Raw genomic sequence first — 24,969 nt, 5'->3', positions numbered from 1 at the left:
TTCTGCGCGTTGACCGCCGGCTTGCTGTTTCCGGTCAGGAACCGTGTGCCGCGACCCAGCGGAGCGCGAGGGCGTAGCCGTCCACGCCGAGGCCGGCGATGACGCCGGTCGCGATGTCGGAAAGCACGCTGTGGTGCCGGAATTCCTCGCGCTTGTGGACGTTGGTGATGTGCAGTTCCAGCAGCGGCGCGGTGAGCTGAGCGGCCGCGTCGCGGACGGCGATCGAGTAATGCGTCCACGCGCCGGCGTTCAGCACGACCGGAGCGCCCGCGTCGGCGGCTTCGTGCAGCCAGCCGACCATCTCGCCCTCGTGGTCGGTCTGCCGTACCTCGACGTCGATGCCCAGCTCCTTGCCGGTGTCGACGCACAGCCGCACGAGATCGTCGTGCGTGGTGGAACCGTAGACGGCCGGCTCGCGCTTGCCGAGGCGGCCGAGATTGGGACCGTTGAACACGAACGCCTTCACAGCAGCACGCTCCCGCCATTGCCCTGGGCCTCGGCCGCGACCGCCGAGTAGGCGGCGGCGAGCAGCGCCGGATCCGGGCCTTCCAGCCGGCCGGGCTTGCCGAGCCCGTCGAGCACGACGAACCGCAGCACCCCGGAGCGGGTCTTCTTGTCGCCCTTCATGGTCTCCAGCAGCTGCGAGAGCGCGTCCGGGTCGTAGGTGGTGGGCAAGCCGATCAGCTTGAGCACCGCGGCGTGCCGATCGGCGGTGGCGTCGTCGAGACGGCCGGCCAGACGTGCCAGCTCGGCGGCGAACACCAGGCCGACGCTGACCGCCGCGCCGTGGCGCCAGCGGTAGCGCTCGCGGCGTTCGATGGCGTGGCCGAGGGTGTGGCCGTAGTTGAGGATCTCGCGCAGATCGGACTCGCGCAGGTCCGCCGCTACGACGTCGGCCTTGACCTGGATCGACCGGCGGACCAGCTCGGCCAGCACGTCGCCGGCCGGGTCGAGCGCGGCGGCCGGGTCGGCCTCGATGAGTTCGAGGATTCGCGGGTCGGCGATGAAGCCGGCCTTGACGATCTCCGCCATTCCGGCGACGAGTTCGTTGCGCGGCAAGGATTCCAGCGTCGCGAGGTCGACCAGGACGGCGGACGGTTCGTGGAACACGCCGACGAGGTTCTTGCCCGCCTCGGTGTTGATGCCGGTCTTCCCGCCGACCGCCGCGTCGACCATGCCGAGCAGCGTGGTCGGCACGTTCACCAGCCGGACGCCGCGCATCCAGGTGCCCGCGACGAACCCGGCCAGGTCGGTGACCGCCCCGCCGCCGAGCCCGACGACCACGCCGCGCCGGTCCAGCCCGATCTTGCCGAGCACCTCCCAGCAGAAGCTGGCGACCGAGAAGGCCTTGCCGTCTTCGGCGTCCGGGACCTCGACCCGGTGCGCGTCGATTCCGGCCTCGGCCAGCTCGTCGCGCACCGCCTCGGCGGTCGCGGCGAGCGTCGGCGGGTGGATGAGCGCGACTTTCGACGCGTCGGCGAGCTGCTCGGTGAGCTCGCCGAGCAGGCCGCGCCCCACGAGCACGTCGTACGGCTGCGCGGTGGCGACCCGGATCCGGACGGGCTGGGTGTCGGACACGGTGCTCCTCACTGCTCCCGGACCGGGCGGTCCTGGGCTGGGTGGTTCCTGGGCTGGGCGGTGACTTGGCACTGGCCTGGCTGGCCTCGTCGCCCGGCCTCGGTCGTCCGGCCGGCGCGCGCAGGCCGCGAAGCGGGGCGGTTCGCGCCCCGCCCGCGAACGGCGGACGGCTGGTGCCGGTTCACTGCCGGTGGACCCGATCGGGTTCGAGGGCGGCGACGGCGGCCGCGACGATTTCTTCCGGCGTCTGGTGGTCTGTCTCGATCTCGACGGTCGCCACCTCGCGGTACACCGGCAGCCGCTGGTCGAGCAGTGCTTTGAAGGTGGCGCGCGGGTTGATGCCGGCGAGCAGCGGGCGAGCGCTGGACATTCCGGTGCGCTGGACCCCGGCGGCGAGCCCGACGTTCAGGAACACCACGGTGTGACCGCGCAGCCGGGCCCGCGTGCCGGGCGTGAGCGGAGCGCCGCCGCCGAGGGACAGGACTCCGTCGTGCTCGGCCAGCGCGGTCGCGACCGCTTCCTCTTCGAGCGCGCGGAAGGCCGGTTCGCCGTCGTCGGCGAAGATGTCCGAGATGGGCCGTCCGGCGCGCGCGACGATGTCGTCGTCGGTGTCGCGGAACGCCACCCCGAGCGCCGCGGCCAGCAGCGGGCCGACCGTGCTCTTGCCGGATCCGGGCGGGCCGACGACGACCGCGCGCGGGCTCACCAGCGCTCCTCGAGCGCCTTCAGATACGCCTCCGCGTTGCGCTTGGTCTCGGCCAGCGAGTCGCCGCCGAACTTCTCCAGCGCCGCGTCCGCGACGACCAGCGCGACCACCGACTCCAGCACGACGCCGGCGCGCGGGACCGCGCACACGTCCGACCGCTGGTGGATCGCCACCGCGGGCTCGCCGGTCCGGACGTCCACGGTGGACAGCGCCTTGGGCACGGTGGAGATCGGCTTCATCGCGACCCGCACCCGCAGCGGCTCGCCGTTGGTGATGCCGCCCTCGAGCCCGCCCGCGCGGTTGGACCGCCGGGTGACGCCGACCGGGCCGGTCCCCCGGTCGATCTCGTCGTGCGCCTGGCTGCCCCAGCGGCGGGCGGTGGTGAAGCCGTCGCCGACCTCGACGCCCTTCATCGCCTGGACGCCCATCAGCGCGCCGGCCAGGCGTGCGTCGAGCCTGCGGTCCCAGTGCACGTGCGAGCCGAGGCCCGGCGGCAGTCCGTAGACGAGCACCTCGATGACGCCGCCGACCGTGTCACCGGCTTTCCGCACCGCGTCGACCTCGGCGATCATCGCCTCGGTCCCCTCGGCCGAGAACGACCGGACCGGGCTCTCGTCGATCGCCGCGAGGTCGCCCGGCTGAGGCAGCGGCCCCTCCGGCGCGTCCGCCCCGCCGATCGAGACGACGTGGCTCAGCACCTCGGCCCCGAGCAGCTGCCGCAGGAAGTTCCGCGCGACAGTGCCGAGCGCGGTCCGCGAAGCCGTCTCGCGGGCGCTGGCGCGCTCCAGGACGGGACGGGCCTCGTCGAAGCCGTACTTCTGCATGCCGGGCAGATCGGCGTGCCCAGGGCGGGGACGGGTCAGCGGCTCGTTGCGGGCCAGCCCGGCGAGTTCGGCCTCGTCGACCGGATCGGCCGCCATGACCTTCTCCCACTTGGGCCACTCGGCGTTCTCGATCTGCACGGCGATCGGGCCGCCCTGGGTGAGCCCGTGGCGGACCCCGCCGAGGAACTGCACCCGGTCGGTCTCGAAGCCCATCCGGGGACTGCGGCCGAACCCGAGCCGTCGCCGCGCGAGCTGCGCGGAGAGGTCCGAGGTCGTCACCTCCACCCCGGCAGGCAGCCCTTCGAGCACGGCGGCGAGGGCGGGTCCGTGCGATTCTCCAGCGGTGATCCAGCGCAGCACCGGACAATCCTGTCACGGCCCGCTCCGCGCCCCGGAGGAGCCCCTGGCCTCAGCCGATGCCCGTTCCAGCCGCTGGGAAAACCGCGCACGCCCAGGTGGCCAGGACGAGGCCCGGACCGTAGGGGACGCGCAGCGGACCGGCGCGGGTCTCGGGGCGGGCCGAGGCGGGGCCGGAGCAGGCCGAGGCGGGGCCGGGGCGGGGCCGGCCGGGGCGGCGAGGGTTGGGCTCGGCGGCTTGGCGACGGTGAGGCGTCGGCTTCGGAGCACCGGGCCGGTCCGGCGCGAGGCAGCCGGCCCGACCAGGTTCAGGCGGCGATCCGGGCACCGCGAGTGACCGGCCGGGCAAACCTGGCCGGCCGGCCCGGCTCACCGGGGCGAAAGGCGGAGCCCGGCGGTCCCGGCGCAGCTCCCGGACTCGCCGAACCGCCCACATCGGACCCGCCGCCACCGCGCTCACCAGCGCGGCCAGCACAGCCGCTGTCGCCGGTGCGAGGCCGCCCACCGCGCCCAGGACGGCACCGCAGGAACCGGCCAGCTTGACGTCTCCCGGGCCGAGCCCGCCACCGCTCAGACGATGCACGACCAGGTGCGTGCCACCGAACAGGAGGCAGCCCAATGCGGCACCGGCAGCCAGTCGCCAGCCCCCTCCGCCGACGGCGGCGAGCGCGACGGTCAGTGCGACGGCCGGGTATGCGGGCAGAGTGAGGACGTCCGGCAGCCTGCGGTGCCGGACGTCGGCCAGCGCCAGCGGGACGCCGACGACCGAAACCAGCCAGGGCACCGGCAACCACCACCCCGGCAGCGCACCGGCGTCGGCCCGCGCCGCGGCGATCGCGGCCGCGGCGGCCGCACCGGCCAGGGTGACCAGGACCGGGACCGGCGCACCCGCTTTCCGCACCATCAGCAGCAGCACGGGCACCACCGCGCAGGCTGCGAGCACTGCTGTAAGAACCATTTCGTCAGCGTGCCCGCAACGCTCTGACCAGGGCAAACGAATGGTGCGCGAGGGGACCCCTCGCACCTGACACGCCGACAGGTTCACCCGGACGGGCGGAATCAGCCCGACTGGACAATGGCCCGGCGGGATCAGTCCGGCCGGACCACGGCCGGCCGAACGAGCCGGCCGTGCGGCTCGCGGCGCGGTAGTGGGGTCTTACCGATCCGATCCGGGGCGATCCGGGGCGATCCGGGGCGGATCGGGCTGAGTCGGGCCGCGACGCTGGGCCAGGTGCGGCAGATCGACCAGATCCGGCTCGCTCTTCACCCGGAAAGCCCGCGGCGTTACGAGTTCCGAGCCGCCCGGCGCCGGAACGCGCGCGCCAGCAAGAGCAGGCCGCAGACCACGCACACGGCTTCGGTGATCACGCCCCAGTATTCGTATTGGCTGTTGAACTGGTCATGCACGCCGTAGAAGCCCACCGTCACCGAGAGCACGTACGCGAGCAGCGTCACACCGCCGAAGCCGAGGGTCAGGAACGCGGGCAGCCAATGCCGCCACGCGAGCAGGGCGAGCGCGATCAGCACGCCGGCGATTCCGTTCACCAGGAAAAGCGGCCCGACCACCGGAATGTCCGCGTAACCGCTGCCCCAGTACAGGTAGAAGTGGATCGCCGCCGATCCCGCGAGGCCCGCCGCGCCGAGCGCTCGGATCCAGGTCGCCATGCTGTCTCCTTCGCCGTGAATGCCGGACGTGGAAGAACACGCACGGGGGACGGCGGCGGTTCAGCTGAACCCGAACGGATCCGAATTCGTTGCACTGGGCATGACTGCCGAACTTCATTCGCGCCGTTCCGTCCTCGCCTCCGGGGCGGCCGCGGCCGCCGTCGCGGGCACCGCCGCTGTCACGCTCACCGCGTGCGGGAGCGCGGGTTCCGGCACCGCTCCCGCCGCTCCCGCCCCGGGCGGGAAGGTGATCGCGTTGGCGGAAGTGCCCGTGGGCCAGGCGAAATCCGCCAAAACGCCGGACGGGCAGGACGTGATCGTCGCGCAGCCGACCGCGGGAGTCGTGTCCTGTTTCAGCGCGATCTGCACGCACCAGGGCTGCACCGTGAACCCGCCGCGGGACGGCCAGGCGGACTGCCCGTGCCACGGCTCGGTGTTCGACGCGCTGACCGGCGCGGTGAAGCACGGGCCGGCCAGCCAGCCGCTGGCCAAAGTGGCGGTGAAGGTCCAGAACGGAGAAGTGGTCACTGCCTGACCGGACCGCCCTTTGTGGACGTTCACCGTCCACAAAGGGCAGCCGGGGTCAGTCGTTCCAGGTGAACAGCTCGTCGCCGGCGGCTACGGTGCGGCCGGTTTCGAGACCGGCGAGCACGTCGGCCGAGGCGTCGAGCCCGATGACCGGGACGATCGGCGAGTAGCCCTTGGCGGCGACCGCGTCCGGGTCCCAGCCGACGATCGGCTGGCCGGCCCGCACCTGCTCGCCCTTGACGACGTGCAGCGTGAACCCCTCGCCCTTTTCCTTCACGGTGTCGATGCCGAGGTGCACGAGCACGGCGCGGCCGTCCTCGGTGGCCACCACGTAGGCGTGCGGGTGCAGCGTCACGACGGTGCCGTCCACCGGCGCGACCGCGTCCGCAGGGCCGCCGGCCGGCTTGACCGCGATGCCCGGGCCCACCATCGCCTCCGCGAACACCAGGTCGGGGACCTCGGAGATCGCGACGACCTCGCCCGCGACCGGGCTCAGGATCGGCAGGCTCACATCAAGTCCTCGATGTCGCTCGCGATGGTGTCCGCCTCCGGCCCGACGATGACCTGGACAGCGGTGCCCATCTTCACGACGCCCATCGCGCCGGCGGCCTTCAGCGCCGCTTCGTCCACGACGGACACGTCCTCGAGTTCGCAGCGCAGCCGCGTGATGCAGCCCTCGATCTCCACGACGTTGTCCGCGCCGCCGAGCGCCGCGAGAATCTTTTCCGGCCTGTCGTCCGCCATCGCGGCCTCCTCGTATCCCGTTGCTTTCTACCTGGACCAGGTGGTGGGCACCACCCTTACTACGCCGTTTGCCGCCTTGCCTGCCTCGGCCGGGCACGAACGCGTAACGGTGGTTGACACCCGCTCGCACTGCGGAGCATCCTGCCCCATCAGAACATTGGTCTAGACCGGAACGTACCAATCTTCCGGCGCGGACGCGAGCACCGGTCCCGGTGCACTGCGAGTGAGGGAGGGGTGACGCCGATGAGCGCGGCCGCGCATGTCCCGCCGTCCGGGCCCGAGGACGTCGTGGTGAACGGGCCGACCCCGAAGCACGCCCAGCTGCGGGAGATCCTGCGCCGCTCGGTGGAGCGCGAGCTTCCGCCGGGCTCGCCGATCCCGTCCGAGCGAGAGCTCGCGCAGCGCTACGGCGTCTCGCGGCTCACCGTCCGCTCGGCGATCGGGAAGCTCGTCGAGGAAGGACTGCTGGCCCGGGTCCGGGGCAAGGGCACCTTCACCGCCGCGAGGCGGATGGAACTGCAGGTGTACCTGATGTCGTTCAGCGACGACATGCGCCGGCGCGGGCTCACCCCGACCACCGAAGTGATCTCGACCTCGACCGAGGTGCCGCCGGTGGCTTCGGCGCACGCGCTCGGCTTGTCCGAGGGCGTGCCCGCGCACCGGCTGGTGCGGCTCCGGCGCGCCGACGGCGTGCCGCTGGCCGTGGAACGCGGCTGGTACCACGCGGGCCGGACGCCCGGCCTGCTCGACCTGGACCTGACCCGTTCGCTGTACGCCCAGCTGGCCGACGTCTTCGCGCGCCGGCCGGACCACGCGTACCAGACGGTCTGGGCCGAATCCGCGGACCGCGAGACGGCGCGCCTGCTCGGAATGCGCACCGGCAGTCCGCTCCTGGTGTTCCGCCGGGTCTCCAGCTCGGCGGGCGAACCGGTGGAGGACATGACGTCCTGGTACCGGGGCGACCACTACCAGGTGACCATGCAACTGGACCGGAACACCCCGAGTTCCGGCAACCAACCCCACAATGGAGGTATCCGATGAGCGCCACCACCGCGGCTGGGGCCAGCGGAAAGAAGAAGGGCAGCGGTCTCGCCGGACTGCAGCGCTTCGGCCGCAGCCTCATGCTGCCGATCGCCACGCTGCCCGCGGCCGGCATCCTGAACCGGCTGGGCCAGGACGACGTCCTCGGCAAAGACGGCCTGAACTGGGGCAAAGCCGCCGACGTGATCGGCGCGGCCGGCGGTGGCATCTTCGACTGGCTGCCGCTGATCTTCGCGATCGGCATCGCGGTCGGCTTCGCCCGCAAGGGCGACGGCTCGACCGCCGTCGCCGCGGTCATCGGCTGGGTCGTGTTCAACAAGGTCATCCAGGCGATCGCCCCGATCAGCGGCCAGCAGGGCTACAAGGCCGGCTGGGACCTCGCGCCGATCCACTGGCCCTACAGCGTGCTGACCGGCATCGTGTCCGGCATCGTGGCGGCGCTGCTCTGGCAGCGCTATCACCGGATCAAGCTGCCGTCCTGGCTGGCCTTCTTCGGCGGCCGCCGGTTCGTGCCGATCGTCACCGCGCTCGCGATGATCGTCCTGGGCGTGATTTTCGGTCTGCTGTTCAAGTACGTCGACCAGGGCATCAGCGCGGCCGGCAAAGCGGTCATGGGCTCGCCCGTGGTCGGCAGCGGCGTTTACGGCCTGCTGAACCGCCTGCTCATCCCGGTCGGCCTGCACCAGCTGCTGAACGTCCCGGTGTGGTTCATCTTCGGAGGCGGCGACCTGAACAACTTCTTCCACCACGTGAACGGCTCCGGCGCGTTCATGACCGGGTTCTTCCCGATCATGATGTTCGCGCTGCCCGCCGCGGCGCTCGCGATCATGCACACCGCGCGCCCGTCGCAGCGCAAGCTGGTCGGCTCGATCATGATCTCGGCCGCGCTGACCGCGTTCATCACCGGCGTCACCGAGCCGATCGAGTTCGCGTTCATGTTCGTCGCGTGGCCGCTGTACATCTTCCACGCGGTGATGACCGGTCTCTCGCTCGCGATCTGCAGCGCGCTGGGCATCCGGCTGGGCTTCTCGTTCTCCGGCGGCGCGATCGACTTCGCGCTGAATTCCTCGCTGGACACGGCCCACAAGGCGTGGCTGCTCATCCCGATCGGTCTCGTCTTCGCCGTGATCTACTACGTGGTGTTCCGCGTCGTCATCACGAAGTTCAACCTGCGCACGCCGGGCCGCGAGGACGACTCGGTCGAAGGCGATCTCGAGCGCACCGCCGCCAAGTAGACCCGAGAAAAGCAAGAGAGGAACACCATGCCGGAGAAACGCGTCACCGTGGCCAGCAAGGTGGGGCTGCACGCCCGTCCGGCCGCACTGGTCGCCAAGGCGGCCGCTGCCCAGCCCGTCGCCGTGCAGATCGCCAAGATCGGCGGCGAACCGGTGGCAGCCGGCAGCGTGCTCAACCTGATGACCCTCGCCGCCGCGTACGGCGACGAGGTAGTCATCAGCGCCGAGGGCGAAGGTGCCGAGGCGGCCATCACGGCCGTCGCCGAGCTGGTCGCCACCGACCTCGACGCTCAGTAGCGATACCGCTCCAGGGGAAACCGCGGACCGTGTGGGGCGGCTGTCGCCAGCCGCCCCGCACGGTTCGTCGCATCACGGCACTGGGGCATCCGCGCGGGAGGTCCCCTATTACGCTGGCGGACATGCAGAGCCTGCGCTTGATCGACGAATGGCCGGTCGACAACGCCGCCGCCGGAGTGGTCTCCGCGTCCGGCGAAGTGCGCGGAAGGCACGGTGACCCGGATCGCCCGTTCCGGCTGGCGTCGGTCACCAAACTGCTCACCGCCTACACCGCGCACATCGCGGTCGAGGAAGGCGTCGTCGATCTGGGCACCCCGGCCGGGCCGGAAGGCTCGACGGTCGCGCATCTGCTCGCGCACACTTCCGGTCTGGCGTTCGACGCGCACAAAGCGATGGCCCAGCCCGGTACGCGCCGGTTGTACTCCAACGCGGGCTTCGAAGAGCTCGCTGACGCGCTGGCCGAGCACTCCGGCATCGACTTCGCCACCTACCAGCGCGAGGCGCTGTTCGAACCGCTGGGCATGGCAGCGACCCGGTTGGACGGTTCGCCCGCCGCCGGGGCGGTGTCCACACTGGACGACCTGCTCCGGTTCGCGGCCGAGCTGCAGGCGCCGAAGCTGCTCGCGCCCGAGACGCTGCGCTCGGCCACCGAGGTCGCCTTCCCCGGCCTGAACGGCGTGCTGCCCGGCTTCGGGCACCAGAAGCCGAACGACTGGGGGCTCGGCTTCGAGCTGCGCGACCACAAAAGTCCGCACTGGACCGGCGCGAACAGTTCACCGCGGACGTTCGGCCACTTCGGCCAATCAGGCACCTTCCTGTGGGTGGATCCGGACGCCGGGCACGCCTGCGTCGCGCTCGCCGACCGGTCGTTCGGACCCTGGGCGGCGGAGGTGTGGCCGCCGTTCACCGACGCGGTCCTGGCCGAACTCGCCGCGTGAGGTTCCGGCCTGCGGTGCCGCGGGCTCGCCGATCGTCCTGGCTGGCGCTCGGTGCGGCGCTGCTCGTGCTGGTCGCTGCCTGTTCCGCGCCGGCCGCGGAAACCGGGCCGGTGCCAGCGTCGTCCGCGCCGACGGGGCCGCTTCCGTTGGGCACCAACGGCACCGCCGTGCCGAAGCTGGCTTGGACGCCGTGTCACGGAGCTTTCCAGTGTGCGACCGCGCCGGTTCCGTTGAGCTACCGCGAACCTGGCGGAGCCAAGATCAACCTCGCGGTGATCCGGATGCCTGCCGCCGATCCCGCGCATCGCGTCGGTTCGCTGGTGATCAATTTCGGCGGGCCGGGAACCGACGGGGTCGGCGAGCTGACGCGGTTCGGCGCGCGGTATCCGGACGAGCTGCGCGCGCGGTTTGATTTGGTGAGCTTCGATCCGCGCGGGATCGGCGGCAGCGCACCGGTGCGGTGCCCGGGCACGCCGGCCGCCGCTGGCTCGCCGTTACGGGACAGTGCGGCGTTCTGGGCGGCCAGCGCTTCGGTCGGGAAGGCCTGCGCGGCGGGCACCGGCGCGGAGTTGTCGCATCTGTCGACCGCGAATGTCGCGCGGGACATGGATTTGCTGCGCCAAGCCTTGGGCGAGAAGCAGCTGAACTACTACGGCTACTCGTACGGCACCTATCTCGGCGGCACTTACGCCAACCTGTTCCCGGACAAGCTGCGCGCGATGGCGCTCGACGGGACGCTCGACCTCGTCGCCAACGCGACCGGTCAGCCCGGCCAGCAAGACAAACCGGTCGACGTGCGCGCGGACGTCGCGACTGCCCAGCAGCAAGAACTGGAAGCGTTCTTCGCCGCCTGCACCGCGGCCGGCCCGGCCAAATGCGCGTTCGCCGGCGGTGATCTGAAGCAGAAGTTCGCGGCCGCCTACGCGCGGTTGACGCACGGACCGGTCGGCGGCATGACGGTCGCGTCGCTGATGGAAACGATCGATCGTGCGCTGTACCAGTCGTCTCGATGGCCGCGGCTGGCCAGGACGCTCGCCGGGCTCGTGCCGCCGTCCCCGGCGGACACCGCACCCGTGCTCGATCCGCGGGTGCCGACGCATTCTCCGGGATTCCTTGCCGTGCAATGCCTCGACAGCCAATTGCCGCAGAACCCCGCGCAGTATGCCGCGCTCGCCGCGGCCGAGGCCAAGCGGCAGCCGTATTTCGGCGTCGCGCCGGTGTTTTCGATGGCACAGTGCGTTGGCTGGCCCGCGCAGGATCCCGACCGCTATCTGGGGCCGTGGAATCGGCAGCGGCAGCATCCGACCCTGATCTTGGCCAACCGGTACGACCCGGTCACCCCGCTCGCGAACGCGCAGGCGACCGCGCGCGAACTCGGTGACGGCCACGTGGTCGTGGTGGACGGTGCCGGACACACGACACTGGATGTACCCAGCACGGCGGCTTCCGCCGCGTTGGTACGGTATTTCGCAGACCTGACCCTGCCGCCGGAAGGGACGGTCTATCCGCCAGTGGTGCGGGCGTTTCCGTGATCTGGAACGAGCTTTCGCTTCGCTGAGCTCATGGACCGCGCGGCGGAGGGCCGGCCCTTGTCTGCCCTTGTCTGCTCGAACTTGCGGATCCGCGCGGACGCTTCGCCGGGCATTCGAATCACCGTCTTCAACGGCTGCAAGATCTCCTACGGGCGCTCAGAAACCCGAGGGGTGGGCGGAGAGCCAGTCGACATGCCGCCGCTTCAGCTCGTCCCGTTCGCCGGCGGTGGCCACCAGCACGTCTGCACCGCCGTCGTACGGGTGATACACCCGGTCGAAGGACAGGCTCGCGATCATCACATTGACAGTGACTTCGTCGGCAACCGCGCGGAGAAGGACGTCTACGAGACCGGACTGCCAGCGCCGGAGGCTCCGCTGCGTGCGTAAACACGGCAGTGCCGATCCAAACCTGCTGACCGCGAAACAATTCGGCCAAAACCGTGTTGTGCCGATCGAGCACGATCTCGTATTCCACCTCGGTGCCCGGGTAGCGTTTGGACTCGGGAAGGCTGTGGAAACGCACCCACCGGCCGGGGTAGGCGTGTTTCAAGTGGTAGGCCAGCGGCGGGCACCCGCGCCACTGCTGCCGCCAGAGCGTGGACAGATCGGCGTCCAGCATCCGAGCCTCCTCTCTGTCCGGTAGCCGATCCCTGCCGCGGCCGGGAAATCCGGCCGCGGCAGGAGAGCTCAGTTCAGCACGTTGATCGGCGAGCCGGTCTGGAACGCGGCGATGTCCTGCACCGCACCGCCGTAGAAGACCTCGTACGTCTCCCGGCTCACATACCCGATATGCGGAGTCAGAATCGCATTGTCCAACGCCCGCAACGGATGCTCCGCCGGCAATGGCTCGACGTCGTAAACGTCCAGCGCGGCCGCGGCGATCTCCTTGCGCCGCAAGGCATCCACCAACGCCGCTTCGTCCACGATCGGCCCGCGCGAAGTGTTCACCAGCAACGCGCTCGGCTTCATCGCCGCGAACTCGGCCGCGCCGACCAGCCCGCGCGTCCGCTCGGACAGCACCAAGTGGACCGACAACACGTCCGCCTGCGCAAACAGGTCCTCTTTGGATACCGCGGTCACGCCATGCTCCGCGGCACGCTCCTGAGTGAGGTGCTGGCTCCATGCGATGGGCCTCATCCCGAACGCCAGCCCGATCCGGGCCACTTCCGCGCCCAGCCGGCCGAGGCCGAGCAGGCCGAGCGTCTTGTCCCGCAACCCCATGCCGAGACCGATCTGCCACCCGCCCTCGCGCATCGAACGGAACTCCACCGGAAGATTCCGCGCACCCGCCAGGATCAGCGCCCACGCGTGTTCCACCGTCGGATACGCCAGCGCGCCGGTCGCCGACACGACGACGCCGTTGCGCCGGGCCGCGTCCAGGTCGATCGCGGCATTCCGGCGACCGGTGCTGACCAGCAGCTTCAACGCGGGCAACCGGTCCAGCACCGCCGCCGGGAACGGTGTGCGCTCGCGCATCGCGACCACCACGTCAAACCCGGCCAGCCGCGCGACCGCCTCGTCCGGCCCGGCGAACGGCTCGGAGAACACCTCGATCTCCGCATCGAGCGAAGTCCAGTCCGCACACTCGAGTGCCACGTTCTGGTAGTCGTCGAGGACCGCGATCTTCATGCGCCCACGCTACCCGGCCTCGCACCGGAAATAGAGGAACCGTGGCTTTTCCCGCAGGGACCGCGCCACCCGCGGATCCGCTTCGTCGGCTTTCGGCAGCGGTTCCGGCTCGACCAGCCGGTCGACCGCGAAGCCCGCGTCGCGGACCGCGTCGAAAGTCCAGCTCAGTGGCCGCCGGTAGAACTGCACCCGGTGCCGGAGGTCACCGAGCGGGAATTCGTCGTCCAGCAGTTCTCGTTCGAAGTAGTTCGTCCGCTCGAACCAGTGCCAGTCCTCGCCCGGATGGTGCACCGAGAACACGAAGAGCCCGCCCGGCCGCAGCACCCGGCGCAGCTCGGCGAGCGTCGCCGTCCAGTCTTCCAAGTAGTGCAGAACCAGCGACGCGGTGACGACGTCGATCGAACTGTCCGGAATGGACAGTGGATGTGCGACATCGGCCACCTCGAATCGGGCCGCCTCGCCGAACTCCTTGCGGGCCAGGGAAATCATCGCTTCGCTCGCGTCTACTCCCAGCACGTCCGCTCCCGCCGCGGCGAGCTTCGCGCTGAGGTGCCCGGCCGCGCAGCCGACGTCCAGCACGCTCTTGCCCGCCACCGGACCGGCCAGCGAGAGGATCGCCGGCCGGTCGTACAACGCGTTCGTGACGCTCGTCGCCGCGTGTTTCGCATACGCCGCGCCGAATCGGTCGTACTGCGCCGCGCGTGCGCGGTCGATGATCTCGTCGATGACGTCGTTCTTGGCGTCGGCGTAGTTCTGCACGTACTCCCACACCTGCGCGGCGAGCCGGCGCTTCTCCCCCAGGTACCGGGCGAGTTCTTCGGGATGGCTGCGCAGCCGGTCCCGGAACAGCAGATACCGTTCGGTCTGACCGTTTCCCGGTGAGTGAACGTGCAGGTTGACGTTGGTGTCCGGCCCCTTGAAGCAGCGGTGCTTCTCCCAATCCGGTTCGCGGATGACGAGCCGGTAGCCGGCCGCCTCCAGATCCGGCAGGTAGTTGTCCTCGTCGTCGGAATCCGGCACTTCGAGCAGGATGTCGACGATCGGCTTGGCGGCGAGGCCGGGCACTGACGTCGATCCGACGTGTTCCAGCAGCACCACGCGCTCCCCGAGCGCCGCGCGGATCCGCGCCGCCTCGCGTTCGTAGAGCCGCGGCCACTCCGGATCGTATTCGGCGAGCGTGATCGTGGTGCCCAGCTTCGGGGCCTCGCCGACCCACGCCGCTTGAATTTCCGTTTCGCCGAACTGCTGTCTGGACACAGTTTCCCCCTGATGACCGTACGGAAGGCAGTCGGCCAGCCTATCAGGAAATGGGCAGCGGCAGGATGTTTCCGCTCGCCTCGCGCAGCGCCGCCCGCATCTGCGCGCGCGGTGCCGGCCGCCCGGTGAAGTGCTCCGCCTGGCCGAACGCCTGGTGCAGCAACATGTCCAGCCCGGTCGCGAGCCGTCCGCCGCGCGAACTGACCGCTTCGGCCAGCGGCGTCGGCCAGGGGTGGTAGATCACGTCGAGAACGCTGCCGATCCGGGCCAGTTCCGCGACGTGCGGCAGCACCGCGTCCGGCGGCACCGTGGTGACCAGGACCGCGGTCCGGTCCGCCAGATCGGCGAAGTCGACCTCGGACCAGCGAAGCACCGAAACGTCGAGGCCGGCGCGCTTCGCCGCGTCGACCGTTTCCTCGGCACGCGCCGGTTCGCGCACCACGAGACTCACCGTCGAGACGCCCAGCGCGGCCAAGCCGACCACCGCGGCCGCCGCGGTCCCGCCCGCGCCGAGCACCACTGCCTGGTCGCCCTCAGCTGGCTGGTAACCGCCCGCGTACGACAGAGCGCCGGTCACCCCGTCGACGTCCGTGCAGTCGGCCAGCCAGCCCTCCGCACGACGGACCAGCGTGTTCGCCGCGCCGACCGCCGCCGCCCGCGGAGTGACCTCGACCGCGTACTCGAGTGCCCGCCGTTTGCCGGGCATGGTGACCGACAGGCCGACCCACTCCGGGCCGAGCCCGTCGACGAACCCGGGCAGTTCCTCGGCGCCGATCTCGACCCGTTCGTAAGTCCAGCCGGTCAGGCCGAGCGCGGCGAACGCCGCGCGGTGCAGGACCGGCGACAGCGAATGCGCCACCGGCTTGCCGAGCACTGCCGCGCGGCGCGGCCCGTCAGTAGGCGCCATTCTTCTGCGCCAGCTGCTTGTTGCGTTCGTGGTCGTCGTTCGTGACCGCGAAGCAGGAATGGCCGTCCTTCTCGCACTTCACGAAGAACATCCAGTCCCCCGGCGTCGGGCTCAGCGCGGCCTTGATCGCGTCCGGGCTCGACACCGCGATCGGCGTCGGCGGCAGGCCCGCGATGTCGTAGGTGTTGTACGGCCCGGCCTTCGCCCGGTCTTCCTTCTTGGTCAGCAGAGTCGGCTGGTCCAGCACGTAGTTGACGGTGGAGTCGAGCTGCAGCTTCGTGTGGTTGGCCAGCCGGTTGTAGATGACCCGCGAAATCTTGCCGAAGTCCGGCTTGATCGCCTCGCGCTCGATGAGCGACGCGATGATCAGCGTCTGGTACGGCGTCATGCCCGGCCCGGTGGTCTGCTGGCTGAGCCCGGCCGCCTGGATCGAATCGGCCGACTGCTTCACCAGGTCGGTGATCAGCTCGGTCGCGGTCCAGCCCGGCTTCACGTCGTAAACGCCGGGCGCGATCAGCCCTTCGAGCCGCTTGTCCTTCGTCAGCGCCTTGCCCGCGTCGTTCAGCGCCCAGTCCGGCACGCCGAGCGTCTTGAGGTCCGCATCCGCGACCGCCTTGCGCAGCTGGTCGGTGGTCAGGCAGGTGCTGGTGCCGTTCATCGTCGCGCAGGACGCCTTCGCCAGCAGGCTGAACACGCCAGGGGTGACCTTGCCGTCCGGCTGCTTGATGTCGTCGAACTGGGTGTAGGGCCGGATCTCCAGCTTGCCGACCCGGGCCGTCGGCGCGGTGATCAGCTCGACCGCGCTCGCGCCGGACATGTGCTGGCGCATCAGGTAGTAGCCCTGCTGGATCCGGCTCAGCGCGGCGTTGTCCGCACCGGCCTTCACGAACGCGCGGGAGCTGGCGACCACGCCGGCGTCGGTGAGCTTCGCGCCGATCGCGGACGTCGTGTCCCCGGCCTCGACCTGCACGAGCGCGTCGCCTTGGCCGGAACCGTCGAAGTCCGCGTAGCCGAAGATCTTCTGGTAGCCGAACCAGGCCCCGCCGCTCAGCAGGACCAGCACGAGCACCGCGGCGATCCAGCCGAACGCGCGCTTGCGCTTCTTGCGCGGCTTCTTCGCCGGCGGCTCGTCGGCGGGCGGCTCGTCGTCGTGGTCGTCGTACGCCTCTTCGTCGTAGCCCTCGTAGCCGTCGTCGTAATCGTCCTGGTAGCCGTCGTGCTCGTCGTAGCCGTCGTAATCGTCGTCGAACAGGTCGTCGATCGGCTGCTCAGCCGGGTGGTCCGGTTCGAGCGCGGCGGCCGGCACGGTCGGGATCACCTCGGTGGGGTCCTCGACCGGCGGGCGGCGCGGCGGGCGGCGCGGGTCGCGCGGCATGGACGCGTCCGCGAACCGCTGCGGTGCCGAACCGTCCTGGAACCGCGGGTCACGAGGCATCGAAGCTTCGGCGAACCGCGGATCCGACGGCATCGAAGCTTCGGCGAAGCGGGGATCGCGCGGCATGGACGCCTCGGCGAACCGCGGATCCGGCGGCATCGAAGCGTCCGCGAACCGCGGGTCCGGCTCCAATGCGCGACGAACCGGCGACGGCGATTCCGGTGCCTGACGACGGCCAGGCGCGGCGGCTTCGGAAGGAACGTCCCTGTCTTCCCGGCGGCGACGGCGACCGGCCGGCGGCTCGGGCGGCAAGTCCTCGCGACGGCGGCGGCCGGCCGGAGCCTCGGCCGGCGCAACGTCGTCCCGGCGGCGACGGCGACCGGCCGGCGCGTCGCTTTCGGCAGCCGAAGCCGCACGCGGCTCGGGCGCCTCGCCGGGCTTGATGCGCCGCGGACGGGCTCGCGGAAGGTCGTCGGCCGCGTGCGGCGGAAGGTCCCGGTTCTCGGTCGCCCCGGCCGGCCGCCGACGCCGTGGCGGCAGCTCGTCGTCGGGACGGCGTCGCGGTGGTTCGCCGGCCAAGTTCCCTTCCGCGCCAAGCAATCCGTCCGTCGAGACGTAACGGGTCCCCTCCGCGGCCGGCATTCCGTCGCGGCGGGGCGCTTCCGCGGCGCGCCGGCGGCCTTCTCCGGCGGCTCGACGCGGCGCGCCCTCCGGTGAGCCTTCGCGGCGGCGCCCGCCGGGAGCGGGAACTTCGTCCGGTGCTGCGTTTCGGGTGCGGCGCGGGGCCGCCGGTGGCTGGTCCGTACCAGGCTCGCGTCGCCGGCGCCGACCGCCCGGAGCGCCCGGACCCGCTGCGGGGTCCTGAAGGTCCGGGGAGTCGGGATTGCGCAGCCGACGGCGACCGCCCTGGTTTTCCGGGCCGCGAGGGTCGGTCATGAGTCGCCTTTCCGGGCGCGGTGCGCGGCGGCGGCGTCGAGCCAGGCTTGCAGGATCTCGACTGCCGCTGCCTGGTCCACCACGGCGCGCTGCTTGCGTCCCTTGACCCCCCGCTGGGACAGCATTCGCGACGCGGTAACCGTCGTCAACCGCTCGTCTGCAAGCCGCACGGGCACGTCCCCAACACGCCCGGCGAGCTTGTCCGCATACGCGACCGCGATGTCCGCGGCCGCTCCCTGCCGGTTCGCCAGCGTCCTCGGCAAGCCCACGATCACCTCGACCACCTCGTGTTCGGTGACGAGTTCGGCAAGCCGGTCCAGATCGCTGTCGTCCTTCGCATCACGGGAGAGGGTAACGAGCGGGCTCGCGAGGACGGGGGCGGGATCGCTGAGCGCGATCCCGACCCGGACAGACCCGACATCGACGGCGAGCCGCCTGCCCCGCCCCGGATCGGCCTCACCAGGCCGGTCCGGGCCTCTCCGGGGCTCAGCGGCCAAGGTTCGCGACCGCCGCGCGCAGCGCCGTGACGGCCTGCTCCGCGCCGGCCGGGTTCGTGCCGCCGCCCTGGGCCATGTCCGGCTTGCCTCCGCCGCGACCGCCGATCGCCTCGGCGAACGACGGCACGAGCTTGCCCGCCGCGATGCCCTTGTCCCGGGCCGCCGACGTCGTGGCGACCACGAAAGCCACCTTCTCGCCCGCCGGCGCGAACAGCGCCACCACGCCGGCGCGGTCGCCGAGGCGGCCGCGGATGTCCGAGGCGAGCGCGCGCAGTCCGTTGCCGTCCACGTCCGGCACGACCTCGGCGACCACCGAGACGCCGGAGACATCCTGCGCCTTGTCCGCCAGCGCGCCGGCCGAGCCGAGCACCTGCTGCGTGCGCAGCTGCTCGATCTCCTTCTCCGCGTTCTTCAGCCGAGCCAGCACGTCCTCGATCCGCCCGGGCAGCTCGTCCGACGGGACCTTGAACGTGTTCGCCAGCTGCGACACGAGCAGCTGCTCCTTGCGGACGTACTTGAGCGCGTCCGGCCCGACCAGCGCCTCGACGCGGTGCACGCCGGAGCCGACCGACGCGTCCGACACCAGCTTGACCAGGCCCAGCTGGCCGATCCGGCTGACGTGCGTGCCGCCGCAGAGCTCGCGCGAATACTCGCCCATATCGACCACGCGGACGTCGTTGCCGTACTTCTCGCCGAAGAGCGCGACCGCGCCCAGCTCGAGAGCCTTGTCCTTCGTGGTGGTGTAGCTGTTCACCTCGACATCGGTCTGCAGGTAGTCGTTCACTTCCTGCTCGACCTCGGTGAGGATGTCGACGGACACCGCACCCGGCGTGGTGAAGTCGAACCGCATCCGGCCCGGCGCGTTCAGCGAACCGGCCTGCGCCGCGCGCTTGCCGTACGCGCCGCGGACCGCCGCGTGCACCAGGTGGGTGGCCGAGTGCGACCGCTCGATCGCGAGCCGGCGGAGCGAGTCGACCGAACCGGTCAGCCGCGTGTCGATCGCGACCTCGCCCTCGGTCACCTCGACGCGGTGCACGAACAGGCCCGGCACGATCTTCTGCACGTCGAGCACCTTCAGCTCCACGCCGTCGCCGATCAGCACGCCGGTATCGGCGATCTGGCCGCCGCTCTCGGCGTAGAACGGGGTCCGGTCCAGCACCAGCTCGGCCTTGCCGCCTGCGGCGACGCTGCGCACCGGCAGTCCGTTCTCGAGCAGGCCGACGACCTTCGCGTCCGCCTGCAGCTCGGTGTAGCCGAGGAACTCGGTCTCGCCGTGCTGCTCCAGCACCTTGCGGTACTCGGACAGGTCGCCGTGGCCGCTCTTGCGGGACGCCGCGTCCGCCTTCGCGCGCTTGCGCTGCTCCTCCATCAGGGTGCGGAAGCCGGTCTCGTCGACGGTCAAGCCCTGCTCGGCGGCCATCTCGAGGGTCAGGTCGATCGGGAAGCCGTAGGTGTCGTGCAGCTGGAACGCCTTGTCGCCGGCGAGCACGTCGCCGCCGCCCTTCTTCGTCTCGGCCGCGGCCAGGTCGAAGATGCGCGAACCGCTGGTGAGGGTGGCGAGGAACGCCTCCTCCTCCACCCGCACGACCTCGGAGATCCGGTCGAAGTCGCTGACCAGCTCGGGGTAGGTCGGGCCCATGGTGTTGCTGACGACCTTCGCGAACTCCTGCAGCACCGGCTCCTGCACGCCCAGCAGGCGGGTGGAGCGCACGATGCGGCGCAGCAGCCGGCGCAGCACGTAGCCGCGGCCGTCGTTGCCCGGGGTGACGCCGTCGCCGATCAGCAGCACACCGGTGCGCGCGTGGTCGGCGATGACGCGGAAGCGCACGTCGTCGGCGTGGTTGGCACCGTAGCGGCGGCCGGAGAACTCCTCGGCGCGGCCGATCACCGGGCGCACCAGGTCGGTCTCGTACACGTTCTCGACGCCTTGCAGGATCGTCGCGACGCGCTCGACGCCCATGCCGGTGTCGATGTTCTTCTTCGGCAGTTCCCCGATCGGCGGGTGGCCCAGCTTGGGGCTCAGGTCGCCGCGGATGTCCTGCATGAAGACGAGGTTCCAGATTTCGATGTAGCGGTCCTCGTCGGCGACCGGGCCGCCCTCGCGGCCGTAGTCCGGTCCGCGGTCGTAGTAGATCTCCGAGCACGGGCCGCACGGACCGGGCACGCCCATGTCCCAGTAGTTGTCCTTGCCGTCGCGGACCTGGATCCGCTCCGACGGCAGGCCGGTGAGCTTGCGCCACAGCCCGGCCGCCTCGGTGTCCTTCTCGTACACGGTCGCCCAGATCCGGTCCGGGTCGAGGCCGAAGCCGCCGTCGTCCTGGGACTTGGTGATCAGCTCCCAGGCGTTCTCGATCGCGCCTTCCTTGAAGTAGTCGCCGAACGAGAAGTTGCCCGCCATCTGGAAGAACGTGTTGTGCCGGGTGGTCTTGCCGACCTCGTCGATGTCCGGCGTGCGCACGCACTTCTGCACCGAGGTCGCGCGCGGGTACGGCGGCGGGGCCTCGCCGAGGAAGTACGGCTTGAACTGGACCATGCCCGCGTTGACGAACAGCAGGTTCGGGTCGTCCAGGATCAGCGGCGCGCTCGGCACGCGGGTGTGGCCGCGGCTTTCGAAGTGGCGCAGGAAGCGGTCAGTGATCTCGTGTGTGTCCACGGGTACGTCCTTGTGCTGGTTCCGGCTTCGGCCGGGAGGGAACAGGGTTCGGCGGCGGCGGAAGGCGCGCGGAGATCAGCCCTCCGCCCGGCGAGCTCGCCGGACGGGGCGTGCTGCCGCGTGCCTGCCCGAACCCGAAGGCGGGACGGCGGGCGCGGTCCGCTCCTCGACCATGTCGTGCAGCTCCTGTTCCCGTTCGTTCATCCCGGCGCGCACCTCGGCGCCGAACGAGCCGACGGCGCCGGCGAGTTCCCGCACGGCGTCGCCCAGGTTCGATGCTAACCCTGCCGGAGTGGCCTGACGAGCGGTTTCGGTGGCCTTGCGGCTGAGCACGACCCCGGTGACGACCCCGACGCCCAGCCAGAACAGGCGCTTCACTTCTTCCTCCGGCGGGCCGGGCGCTGCGCCTTGGCGGCCTTCGCGTCCTGCTTCTTGCGGCGCGCGCGGATCGCCTTGCTGATCCCGTAGGACAGCGCGGCGGTCTTCACCAGCGGGCCGCCGAGCGTCGCGGTGAACACCGACGACAGCGCGGAAACGTTGCCGCTCACCGCCTGTGCGTTCGCGGTGATCCCGTCGACCCGCTCGAGCTGGGTGTTGACGTGCGTGATCGTCTCGTTGGCCCCGATCAGGATCGGGTCGCTGTTCTCGTGCGCCTTGCGGATCGCGATGGTCGCCTCGTCCAGCGTCCGGCCGAGCTTGAGCAACGGGATCGCCAGCAGCAAGACCAGCAGTACGAAAGCTCCTGCGGCGATCAGCGCGGCGATCTGCCCTGCCGACACGGGCCCTCCTCGGGTGGTGCGGGGTCTTAGGTGGTGTGAGGTTACCGCCTGCACCGCCCTTCGGCGGGGACCCCCCGCCGCTGCGGTCACCCAGCGCAGCCGCCCGGGCGGAAAACGGTTCGTTTTACGGCGGAACTGCCGTGAAGGGGCCCTTGCCGGACTCAGATTCCCTCAAGGGGCCCTTCACGGACCTGGGTCGCGGCGGGTCGCCATCGGGGCAGTCTGGCCTTCGAGCGCGAGCACCTGGGGGAGCACGTCCGGTTCCTGACCGCCGCGGTGCGCGCCGCCGGCGCCGGCTTGCGGATGACCATATTGGACAGTCCGTTCGCCGGAGTGGTCGAAGAGCTGCGGGCGGCCTTGCCGGACTTGGCCGTCGCGGACGATCCGGACCGCCAGGGCGGCCGCGACTACTACCGGGGCCTCTGCTTCACGGTCACCGGAGATTTCGGAGACGGCGGCTTCAGGCCGTGGGACCGCGCGGTTGCTCGGGAACGCGAAGGAACGCCTGCTCATTTCCGGCATCGGCGCGGACCGGGTCGCGTCGGTGCTTACTTCTTGACGATTCCCTCGTACACCGCGGCCATGTCGTCGTCGCCGTGGCCGCGTTCGACGGCGGCTTCGAGGTGCGCGAGCGCGGCAGCCGCGCCGGCGACGTCGATCTGGTCGCCCGCGGCTTCCACGACGAGCCGCGCGTCTTTGGCGGCGAGCGACGCCGGGAAACTGGCCGGGTAATCGCCGGCGAGCATCATCGGGCCCTTCATCCGCGCGTACGGAACGTCGAAGCCGGTGCCGGCCATGACGTCGAAGAACAGCTCCGGGTCGACGCCCAGTGCACGGGCCAGCGCGAGGCTTTCGCCGGTGCCGTTGGTGAGGGTGAGGATCCAGGCGTTCATGACGATCTTGAGCCGGGTCGCGATGCCGGGTTCGGCTCCGAGCCAGCGGGTGCGCGAGCCGATCGCGTCGAACACCGGCGTCGCGCGGTCCCGCAGTTCCTCCGGCCCCGCGGCGAGCACCTGCAACTGGGCCTGTTCGGCCGGGACCTTGGTGCCCATCACCGGGCAGTCGACGAACGGAACGCCGGCTGCCGCGGCGGCTTCGGAGAGGCGGCCGATCCAGTCGATGCCGACGGTGCTGGTCTGCAACCAGGCCGTGCCGGGGCTGAGCGCGAGACCGGAGAAGACCTCGGCGACGGTCGGGCCGTCGGCGAGCATGGTGACCAGGAGATCCGCGCCTTCGACCGCTTCGGCGGCGGAGCCCGCGACAGCGACGCCTTCCGCCGCGAGCGGTTCCGCCTTGGCGCGCGTGCGGTTCCACGCGCGCACGTCCAGCCCGGCGCGGGCGAGGTTGGCGGCCATCGGACGGCCCATGATTCCGGTGCCCAGAAATGCGACAGTGGTCATGGCCCCATGGTGCCGCCAACCGATCGCCGCGGCAGCCTCAGCGGCTCAGCACCGGCCAGGTGCCTACGCGGCTGGCGGCCAGCGCCTCGAAGCTGGCGAAGTCCGTGGTCGAGGCAACCCCCGGCAGCGCCGCGACGGCCGCTTCCGCGGGATGCCGGACGCGGATCGTCACATGGTCCGGCCGGACGCCGCCGTCGTGCCAGTGCCGGACGTGCGCCGGAATGGTGAGCAGGTCGCCGGGCTCGCACAGCACCGCGTGCACTTCGCGGCCGGTATGCAGGTACCAGACTGCGGAGCCGTGCACGAAGAACCGGTCTTCGGCGCCGTTCGCGCTGCGTTCGGCCAGGCCCGGTTCGCCGGACAGGACGTCGACCGCGTGGTAGCCGGGGCCGGTGATGCGGGAATCGATGCGGTCCCGGTAGCGCGCGAGCAGCTCGGCCTCGCCGGTCCCCGCTCCGCTCAGCGGCCAGCGGGCGAACCCGGCTCCGATCCGGGCGAGCTCGGCGGTGATCGCGCCGGCGTCTTCGGTGCGCAGCAGAACGTGGCCGGGCTGGTCGTCGGGCCACACGGTCAGCAGCGTCATCGCCGCCCCCTCTCCTCGACGAGGATCAACCGGCCTGCGTTCCGGATGTTCCCCCCAAGCCCGTTATACGGAAGAAAGTGGCGACGTTCACGCGGGTTCCAGCGATCGGGACGGCCCGGCTACTTCGCCGGCCGCTCCCCCCGGATGGTGCGGCGCAGCCGCGGCACCCGTTCGGCGAGCGTGCGTTCGCCGCCGCGCTGGGTGGGCTCGTAGTAATCACGGCCGACCAGCTCGTCCGGCGGGTACTGCTGCGCCAGCACGCCCTCGGGGACGTTGTGCGGGTAGCGGTAGCCCTGGGCGTTGCCGAGCTGCTTGGCACCCGCGTAATGCCCGTCGCGCAGGTGCGGCGGAACGGTGCCGATCGCTCCCCGGCGGACGTCGCTCAGCGCGGTGTCGATGGCGGTGACCACGGCGTTCGACTTCGGCGCGGTGGCCAGGTGAATGGTCGCCTGCGCGAGCGCGAGCCGCCCTTCCGGCATCCCGATGAACTGGACCGCGTGCGCGGCCGCCACCGCTGCCTGCAGCGCGGTCGGATCGGCCAGGCCGACGTCCTCGCTGGCGTGCACGACGAGCCGGCGGGCGAGGAACCGCGGGTCCTCCCCCGCCTCGATCATCCGGGCCAGGTAGTGCAGCGCGGCGTCGACGTCCGAACCTCGGATCGACTTGATGAACGCGCTGATGACGTCGTAGTGCTGGTCGCCGTCCCGGTCGTAGCGCACCGCCGCCTTGTCCACTGTGGACTCGACGACGGCGAGGTCGATGGTCTTGTTCTCGGTCGCGGACGCCGCGTCGGCGGCGGCTTCCAGCGCGGTGAGCGCACGGCGGGCGTCGCCGCCGGCGAGCCGGACGAGGTGCGCGCGGGCCTCGTCGGTCAGAGCGAGTTCGCCGCCCAGGCCGCGCTCGTCGGTCAGCGCGCGCTCCAGGACCGCCACGATGTCGTCGTCGGTCAGCGGCCGCAACTGCAGCACCAGAGACCGCGACAGCAGCGGCGAGACCACCGAGAACGACGGGTTTTCCGTGGTCGCCGCCACCAGCAGCACCGTGCGGTCCTCGACCGCGCCGAGCAACGCGTCCTGCTGGGTCTTGGAGAACCGGTGGACCTCGTCGATGAACAGGACGGTGTTCTCGGTGTTGTACAACCGGCGCCGGCGGGCTTCCTCGATGACGCCGCGCACCTCTTTGACCCCCGCGGACAACGCGGACATCGCGACGAACCGGCGGCCGGTCGCGATGGAGACCAGGTTGGCCAGCGTGGTCTTGCCCGTGCCGGGCGGACCGTAGAGCAGCACGGACGCCGGCGCGGCGCCCTCGACCAGACGGCGCAGCGGAGCCCCTTCGCGCAGCAGGTGCTGCTGTCCGACCACCTCGTCGAGCGTGCGCGGCCGCATCCGGACCGCCAGCGGCGAGGTCGCCGGGTCGGCCTGCGGTTCGGCCTGGTTCGCTCCGGAGGGTTCCGGCGGCGGCCCCGCGTCGGGGTTCACCGTGAAGAGTTCGTCCTGTGCCACGCC

26 protein-coding genes and 1 pseudogene are annotated in these 24,969 nt (G+C 71.2%); 6 read left to right on the top strand and 21 right to left on the bottom strand.

Annotation, left to right across the window (positions count from 1 at the left end):
* Positions 1-34 precede the first annotated feature (34 nt).
* The 6 genes from aroQ to AMYBE_RS0104245 all read right to left on the bottom strand — a co-directional run bounded on the left by aroQ (position 35) and on the right by AMYBE_RS0104245 (position 5,130).
* Positions 35-466, bottom strand: a complete 432-nt coding sequence (gene aroQ, locus AMYBE_RS0104270) for a type II 3-dehydroquinate dehydratase (RefSeq protein WP_020658103.1) — start codon at positions 464-466, stop codon at positions 35-37.
* Positions 463-1,578, bottom strand: a complete 1,116-nt coding sequence (aroB, locus tag AMYBE_RS0104265) for a 3-dehydroquinate synthase (protein ID WP_020658102.1) — start codon at positions 1,576-1,578, stop codon at positions 463-465. Before aroB ends, aroQ begins: the two co-directional genes overlap by 4 nt.
* Positions 1,579-1,759: 181 nt before the next feature.
* Positions 1,760-2,284: a shikimate kinase gene (locus AMYBE_RS0104260; RefSeq protein ID WP_020658101.1), complete on the bottom strand. Its 525-nt coding sequence runs from the start codon at positions 2,282-2,284 to the stop codon at positions 1,760-1,762.
* The gene (aroC, locus tag AMYBE_RS0104255) at positions 2,281-3,468 is read right to left on the bottom strand and encodes a chorismate synthase (protein WP_020658100.1); all 1,188 of its coding nucleotides are present in this window, start codon (positions 3,466-3,468) and stop codon (positions 2,281-2,283) included. The genes AMYBE_RS0104260 and aroC overlap by 4 nt, the downstream gene beginning before the upstream one ends.
* Positions 3,469-3,517: 49 nt before the next feature.
* Positions 3,518-4,423: a prepilin peptidase gene (locus AMYBE_RS40860; protein ID WP_034286746.1), complete on the bottom strand. Its 906-nt coding sequence runs from the start codon at positions 4,421-4,423 to the stop codon at positions 3,518-3,520.
* Between the two features lie 326 nt (positions 4,424-4,749).
* Positions 4,750-5,130 (bottom strand): hypothetical protein, encoded by a 381-nt coding sequence (locus AMYBE_RS0104245; RefSeq protein ID WP_020658098.1) that lies wholly within the window; start codon positions 5,128-5,130, stop codon positions 4,750-4,752.
* Positions 5,131-5,230: 100 nt separating this feature from the next.
* Here AMYBE_RS0104245 and AMYBE_RS0104240 point away from each other — a divergent pair, with 100 nt between their 5' ends.
* Positions 5,231-5,665 (top strand): Rieske (2Fe-2S) protein, encoded by a 435-nt coding sequence (locus AMYBE_RS0104240; protein ID WP_027927364.1) that lies wholly within the window; start codon positions 5,231-5,233, stop codon positions 5,663-5,665.
* Between the two features lie 48 nt (positions 5,666-5,713).
* Here AMYBE_RS0104240 and AMYBE_RS0104235 read toward each other — a convergent pair whose 3' ends face one another.
* Together AMYBE_RS0104235 and AMYBE_RS0104230 are read right to left on the bottom strand one after the other, a co-directional pair.
* On the bottom strand, positions 5,714-6,169 hold the full coding sequence (locus tag AMYBE_RS0104235; RefSeq protein ID WP_020658096.1) for a PTS sugar transporter subunit IIA: 456 nt from the start codon (positions 6,167-6,169) through the stop codon (positions 5,714-5,716).
* Positions 6,166-6,402, bottom strand: a complete 237-nt coding sequence (locus tag AMYBE_RS0104230; RefSeq protein ID WP_020658095.1) for a PTS sugar transporter subunit IIB — start codon at positions 6,400-6,402, stop codon at positions 6,166-6,168. Before AMYBE_RS0104230 ends, AMYBE_RS0104235 begins: the two co-directional genes overlap by 4 nt.
* Positions 6,403-6,645: 243 nt before the next feature.
* On the opposite strand from AMYBE_RS0104230, the gene AMYBE_RS0104225 reads away from it, so the two are divergent.
* The 5 genes from AMYBE_RS0104225 to AMYBE_RS0104205 all read left to right on the top strand — a co-directional run bounded on the left by AMYBE_RS0104225 (position 6,646) and on the right by AMYBE_RS0104205 (position 11,445).
* The gene (locus AMYBE_RS0104225) at positions 6,646-7,443 is read left to right on the top strand and encodes a GntR family transcriptional regulator (protein WP_020658094.1); all 798 of its coding nucleotides are present in this window, start codon (positions 6,646-6,648) and stop codon (positions 7,441-7,443) included.
* On the top strand, positions 7,440-8,678 hold the full coding sequence (locus tag AMYBE_RS0104220; protein ID WP_020658093.1) for a PTS transporter subunit EIIC: 1,239 nt from the start codon (positions 7,440-7,442) through the stop codon (positions 8,676-8,678). The genes AMYBE_RS0104225 and AMYBE_RS0104220 overlap by 4 nt, the downstream gene beginning before the upstream one ends.
* A 27-nt stretch (positions 8,679-8,705) precedes the next feature.
* Positions 8,706-8,975, top strand: a complete 270-nt coding sequence (locus tag AMYBE_RS0104215; RefSeq protein WP_020658092.1) for an HPr family phosphocarrier protein — start codon at positions 8,706-8,708, stop codon at positions 8,973-8,975.
* A gap of 122 nt (positions 8,976-9,097) precedes the next feature.
* Positions 9,098-9,913 carry a serine hydrolase domain-containing protein gene (locus tag AMYBE_RS0104210; RefSeq protein ID WP_020658091.1) on the top strand — a complete coding sequence of 272 codons (816 nt, stop codon included), beginning with the start codon at positions 9,098-9,100 and terminating at the stop codon, positions 9,911-9,913.
* Positions 9,910-11,445, top strand: a complete 1,536-nt coding sequence (locus AMYBE_RS0104205; RefSeq protein ID WP_020658090.1) for an alpha/beta hydrolase — start codon at positions 9,910-9,912, stop codon at positions 11,443-11,445. Before AMYBE_RS0104210 ends, AMYBE_RS0104205 begins: the two co-directional genes overlap by 4 nt.
* 156 nt (positions 11,446-11,601) lie before the next feature.
* On the opposite strand, the pseudogene AMYBE_RS46840 reads toward AMYBE_RS0104205, so the two are convergent.
* The 13 genes and pseudogenes from AMYBE_RS46840 to AMYBE_RS0104140 form a co-directional block, all read right to left on the bottom strand.
* Positions 11,602-12,064, bottom strand: a pseudogene (locus AMYBE_RS46840) (DUF3885 domain-containing protein).
* A 68-nt stretch (positions 12,065-12,132) separates the two neighbouring features.
* Positions 12,133-13,074: a D-2-hydroxyacid dehydrogenase family protein gene (locus AMYBE_RS0104195; protein WP_020658088.1), complete on the bottom strand. Its 942-nt coding sequence runs from the start codon at positions 13,072-13,074 to the stop codon at positions 12,133-12,135.
* A 9-nt stretch (positions 13,075-13,083) separates the two neighbouring features.
* Positions 13,084-14,331, bottom strand: coding sequence for a GrpB family protein (locus tag AMYBE_RS0104190; RefSeq protein WP_020658087.1), 1,248 nt, complete (start codon positions 14,329-14,331; stop codon positions 13,084-13,086).
* Positions 14,332-14,374: 43 nt separating this feature from the next.
* Positions 14,375-15,238, bottom strand: a complete 864-nt coding sequence (locus AMYBE_RS0104185; RefSeq protein WP_084469863.1) for a shikimate dehydrogenase — start codon at positions 15,236-15,238, stop codon at positions 14,375-14,377.
* A complete protein-coding gene (gene mltG / locus AMYBE_RS45615; protein WP_245573151.1) occupies positions 15,225-16,772 on the bottom strand; it encodes an endolytic transglycosylase MltG in 1,548 nt (515 codons plus the stop codon). The genes AMYBE_RS0104185 and mltG overlap by 14 nt, the downstream gene beginning before the upstream one ends.
* A 773-nt stretch (positions 16,773-17,545) precedes the next feature.
* Positions 17,546-18,046 carry a Holliday junction resolvase RuvX gene (gene ruvX / locus AMYBE_RS0104175; RefSeq protein WP_020658084.1) on the bottom strand — a complete coding sequence of 167 codons (501 nt, stop codon included), beginning with the start codon at positions 18,044-18,046 and terminating at the stop codon, positions 17,546-17,548.
* On the bottom strand, positions 18,036-20,699 hold the full coding sequence (alaS, locus tag AMYBE_RS0104170; RefSeq protein ID WP_020658083.1) for an alanine--tRNA ligase: 2,664 nt from the start codon (positions 20,697-20,699) through the stop codon (positions 18,036-18,038). Before alaS ends, ruvX begins: the two co-directional genes overlap by 11 nt.
* Positions 20,700-20,774: 75 nt before the next feature.
* The gene (locus AMYBE_RS0104165; protein WP_020658082.1) at positions 20,775-21,077 is read right to left on the bottom strand and encodes a hypothetical protein; all 303 of its coding nucleotides are present in this window, start codon (positions 21,075-21,077) and stop codon (positions 20,775-20,777) included.
* Entirely contained in the window at positions 21,074-21,478 is a 405-nt protein-coding gene (locus AMYBE_RS0104160) for a DUF948 domain-containing protein (RefSeq protein ID WP_020658081.1), read from the bottom strand. The genes AMYBE_RS0104165 and AMYBE_RS0104160 overlap by 4 nt, the downstream gene beginning before the upstream one ends.
* A 183-nt stretch (positions 21,479-21,661) precedes the next feature.
* A complete protein-coding gene (locus AMYBE_RS0104155; RefSeq protein ID WP_034286741.1) occupies positions 21,662-21,991 on the bottom strand; it encodes a hypothetical protein in 330 nt (109 codons plus the stop codon).
* Between the two features lie 35 nt (positions 21,992-22,026).
* Entirely contained in the window at positions 22,027-22,878 is an 852-nt protein-coding gene (locus AMYBE_RS0104150; protein ID WP_027927363.1) for an NAD(P)-dependent oxidoreductase, read from the bottom strand.
* Positions 22,879-22,915: 37 nt separating this feature from the next.
* Positions 22,916-23,461 (bottom strand): cupin domain-containing protein, encoded by a 546-nt coding sequence (locus tag AMYBE_RS0104145; RefSeq protein ID WP_020658078.1) that lies wholly within the window; start codon positions 23,459-23,461, stop codon positions 22,916-22,918.
* A 119-nt stretch (positions 23,462-23,580) separates the two neighbouring features.
* Entirely contained in the window at positions 23,581-24,966 is a 1,386-nt protein-coding gene (locus tag AMYBE_RS0104140; protein WP_020658077.1) for a replication-associated recombination protein A, read from the bottom strand.
* Between the last annotated feature and the right edge of the window lie 3 nt (positions 24,967-24,969).

This window comes from Amycolatopsis benzoatilytica AK 16/65 (assembly GCF_000383915.1).
Classification (GTDB): Bacteria; Actinomycetota; Actinomycetes; order Mycobacteriales; family Pseudonocardiaceae; genus Amycolatopsis; species Amycolatopsis benzoatilytica.
This window is presented reverse-complemented; position numbering and strand designations above follow the sequence as displayed.